Annotated in this window: 4 protein-coding genes; 2 read left to right on the top strand and 2 right to left on the bottom strand. The window is 71.8% G+C overall.

All coding sequences use genetic code 11. The features are described from left to right. The coding region (locus NQ160_RS20135; protein ID WP_374113687.1) for an Nramp family divalent metal transporter at positions 1–250 on the bottom strand (250 nt) is incomplete at its 3' end. A 146-nt stretch (positions 251–396) separates the two neighbouring features. Here NQ160_RS20135 and NQ160_RS20130 point away from each other — a divergent pair. After that, complete coding sequence (locus NQ160_RS20130; RefSeq protein ID WP_257516881.1) at positions 397–1,065, top strand: TrmH family RNA methyltransferase; 669 nt, start codon at positions 397–399, stop codon at positions 1,063–1,065. A gap of 3 nt (positions 1,066–1,068) precedes the next feature. On the opposite strand, the gene NQ160_RS20125 is transcribed toward NQ160_RS20130, so the two are convergent. Further along, on the bottom strand, positions 1,069–2,391 hold the full coding sequence (locus NQ160_RS20125) for an MATE family efflux transporter (protein ID WP_257516880.1): 1,323 nt from the start codon (positions 2,389–2,391) through the stop codon (positions 1,069–1,071). 74 nt (positions 2,392–2,465) lie between these two features. On the opposite strand from NQ160_RS20125, the gene NQ160_RS20120 reads away from it, so the two are divergent. Next, a partial coding sequence (locus NQ160_RS20120) for a M13 family metallopeptidase (protein WP_257516879.1) occupies positions 2,466–3,892 on the top strand: 1,427 nt, incomplete at its 3' end.

The raw sequence follows: 3,892 nt of genomic DNA, 5'->3' as shown, positions 1-3,892 counted from the left end.
CGCCGGTGACGACGCCGAGCTTGGCCGAGAGGTACTGGATGAGCCACGCCATGACGTTGCCCACGACCACGACCCAGACCAGCAGATAGCCGTAGCGGGCTCCCGCCGTCATGTTGCTGGCGACGTTTCCCGGGTCGAGGTACGCGACACCCGCGACGATCGCCGGGCCCATCAGCCAGGCGAGGGGGCGGGAGGCGGCCGGCCGCCGAGGGGGCGTCGGCGGCGCGTCGAGCGCGGCAGATTTCGGCATGCCGAAAAGTTAGCAGAGGTTTCGGCGCGCCGAAAAGAGGTCGGCGCGGTCGGAATTCCCGCGGAGCGCGGACGGGCGGGGTCGCCGTGCCTGCAGGGCGCGGGGAGGCGGAATTCCGACCGCGCTGCGGTGGCTAGCCTGGTTCGATGACCGATCTCGCCGACGCCGACGCCGCACCCGACGCCGACGCCGCACCCGAGGCCGAGCCGACGCTGCCCTACGGCGTGGGGCCGTGGCCGGGGGGACCCGAGGCGTGGCCGGACGACCCCCGCTACGACCCCGAGCTGCTGGCGCACGGCGATCGGCGCAACGTCGTCGACCAGTACCGCTACTGGACGATGGCGGCGATCGTCGCCGATCTCGACGCCAAGCGGCATCCGTTCCACGTCGCCATCGAGAACTGGCAGCACGACATGAACATCGGCTCGATCGTGCGCAGCGCCAACGCGTTCGCCGCCGCCGAGGTGCACATCGTGGGAAAGCGCCGCTGGAACCGCCGCGGGGCCATGGTCACCGACCGGTACCAGCACGTGCGCCACCATGAGGACGTCGCGGCCTTCGCCGCGTGGGCGGCCGATGCGGGCCTTCCGATCGTGGCGGTCGACAACGTGCCGGGATCGGTGCCCGTGGACCGCGCCGACCTCCCCGAGCGGTGCGTGCTCCTTTTCGGTCAGGAGGGTCCGGGGCTGTCGCCCGAGGCGCTCGCCGCGGCCGCCTCGACCGTCGAGATCGCGCAGTACGGTTCGACGCGCTCCATCAACGCCAGCGCCGCGGCCGCGGTCGTGATGTACGAGTGGTGCCGCCGCTGGGCGTGAGGGTCAGGCCCCCGCGGTGATCCACTGCGGCCGGCGCACGCGCCACGTGAGGGTCGCGAGCCGGGCGAGCATGTAGACGCCGAAGAAGGTCGCCGCGAGCCACGCCAATCCGGCGGCGCCGACGGGGTGCAGCACGGCCACGAGCGCCAGCGCCGGAACGAAGGGCACGAGGTTCAGGCCGCCCGCGATCGCGAGGTAGCGCACGTCTCCCGCCCCCATCAGCACGCCGTCGAGCACGAAGACGACACCGCAGATCGGCTGCGCCACGGCGAGCACCAGCAGGGCCGGCTGCACGAGCGCCGCCACCTCGGAGTCGCCGGTGAAGACGAGCCCGATGACCCCCGAGCCCGCCGCGACGAGTGCGCCGACGAGCACGCCGAAGCAGGCGCCCCACGCGAGCGTGCGCTGCAGCACCCGCCGCACGCCGCGCTCGTCGCCGGCGCCGAGGTTCTTGCCGATCAGCGCCTGCGCGGCGATGGCGAGGGCGTCGAGGGCGAACGCCGCAGTGGAGAAGATGGTGAACGCGATCTGCCAGCCGGCGAGCTCTTCGGTCCCCAGCATCGTCGCCACCGCGACGGTGGCCAGCAGCGCCGCCCGCAGCGACACGGTGCGCAGGAACAGCCACCCACCCGACCGGGCGGACCCGCGCACGCCCTCGAGGTGGGGGAGGGCGGATGCCGCATGGCGGCGGGCCAGCCGCCGCACCACCAGCGCGTACGCGCCGACCATGCCCCACTGGGCGACGACCGTGCCGGCGGCCGAGCCGGCGATGCCCCACCCGAACCCGTAGATGAACAGCCAGTTCAGCAGCGCGTTCGCCACGAAGCCCAATCCCGCGATCCACAGCGGCGTGACGGTGTTCTGCATGCCCCGCAGCAGCCCGGTGGCGGCGAAGACGATGAGCATGGCGGGCAGGCCCCACATCGAGATGCCGAGGTAGATCTCCGCCTGCTCGGCGACCTCGGCGGAAGCGCCGAACAGTCCGACGATGGTCGGGGTCGCCAGCGACCCGACGAGGGCGAGCACCGCGCCCAGCCCGAGGGCCAACCACAGGCCGTCGATCCCCGCGCGGACGGCCGAGGCCATTTCGCCCGCACCGAACCGGCGGGCGACGGCCGGCGTGGTGGCGTATGCGAGGAACACCATGAGCCCGACGATGGTCTGCAGCACGGCGCCGGCGATGCCCAGGCCCGCCAGCGGCACCACGCCGAGGTGGCCGACGAGCGCGGCATCCACGATCAGGAACATCGGCTCGGCGATGAGCGCCCCCAGCGCCGGCACGGCCAGGCGCAGGATGTCGCGGTTGAGCGGATCGCGCGTGGTCACCAGACGAGCCTAGGGCCGGGTGGGCACCGGCCCCCGCCTCGGCCGACGTCGGGCGGGGCGCATATCCTGGGAGGATGACCGATGCCCTCCGTTCCGGTCTCGCGCTCGACGAACTGAGCCCCGAGATCCGCCCCCAGGACGACCTCTTCCGCCATGTGAACGGCGCGTGGCTGGAGCGCACCGCGATCCCCGACGACAAGGCGCGCTGGGGCTCGTTCCACCTCATCGCCGAGCAGGCCGAGAAGGACGTCCGCGCGATCATCGAAGAGGCGCAGCAGGCGGAGCCCGGCACCGAGACCCGCAAGATCGGCGACCTGTACACGAGCTTCATGGACACCGAGCGCATCGCCGCCCTCGGTGCCCAGCCGCTGCGCCCGCTGCTGCAGCAGGTCGACGCCATCTCGTCGATCCCGGAGCTGCTCGCGACTGTCGGGCACCTCGAGCGTGACGGCGTGGGCGGATTCCTCGGACTCTACGTCGAGCCCGATCCGGGCAACCCGGTGCGGTACGTGCCGTTCGTGCTGCAGAGCGGGCTGTCGCTCCCCGACGAGAGCTACTACCGGCTTGAGAACTTCGCCGAGACCCGCACCGCGCACCGCGCGCACATCCACCGGGTGCTGGAGCTTGCAGGCGTGGCGGATGCCGCCGATCAGGCCGATCGCATCGTGGCGCTCGAGACCGAGCTCGCCTCGCACCACTGGGACAAGGTGCGCAGCCGCGACGCCGTCGCCACCTACAACCTCATGAGCTGGGCCGACGTGCAGGCGCTCGTCGGCGTGGACCTGGATCCGTGGCTCGAGGCGCTCGCGCCCGGTCGCAGCGAGGCGTTCGCCGAGGTGAACGTCAGCCAGCCGTCGTACCTCGCGGGCCTCGGTGCCCTGCTGAGCGAGGACCGCCTGGAGGACTGGAAGGCGTGGCTGCGGCTGCAGGTAGTCCACAGCGCGGCGCCCTTCCTCTCGGACGAGTTCGTCGAGGAGAACTTCTCGTTCTACGGCACGCAGCTCACCGGCGTGCCGGTGAACCGCGAGCGCTGGAAGCGCGGCGTTGGCCTGGTCGAGGCCGCCCTGGGCGAAGCGGTCGGCAAGGTGTACGTCGAGCGTCACTTCCCGCCGCAGGCGAAGGTGGCCATGGACGAGCTGGTCGCCAACCTCGTCGAGGCCTACCGTCAGTCGATCTCGGGTCTGGAGTGGATGAGCCCCGAGACGCGCGAGCGCGCCCTGGCCAAGCTCGACGCCTTCACGCCGAAGATCGGCTTCCCGGTGAAGTGGAAGGACTACGACACCCTCGAGATCGACGCGACCGACCTGCTCGGCAACGTGCGCCGCGCGCGCGTGTGGGAGCACGACCGCCAGATCTCGCGTGTGGGCCAGCCGATCGACCGCGACGAGTGGTTCATGACGCCGCAGACGGTGAACGCCTACTACAACCCGCTGATGAACGAGATCGTGTTCCCGGCGGCGATCCTGCAGTACCCCTTCTTCGACGCCGAGCGCGATGCCGC

Source organism: Microbacterium sp. zg.Y909 (assembly GCF_024626565.1).
The sequence above is the reverse complement of the archived record's forward strand: the minus strand, read 5'-3'. Positions and strand labels throughout refer to the sequence as shown.

Coding starts and splice junctions, on each gene's coding strand:
- NQ160_RS20130 (WP_257516881.1), top strand. CDS start 397: ATGACCGATCTCGCCGACGCCGACGCCGCACCCGACGCCGACGCCGCA.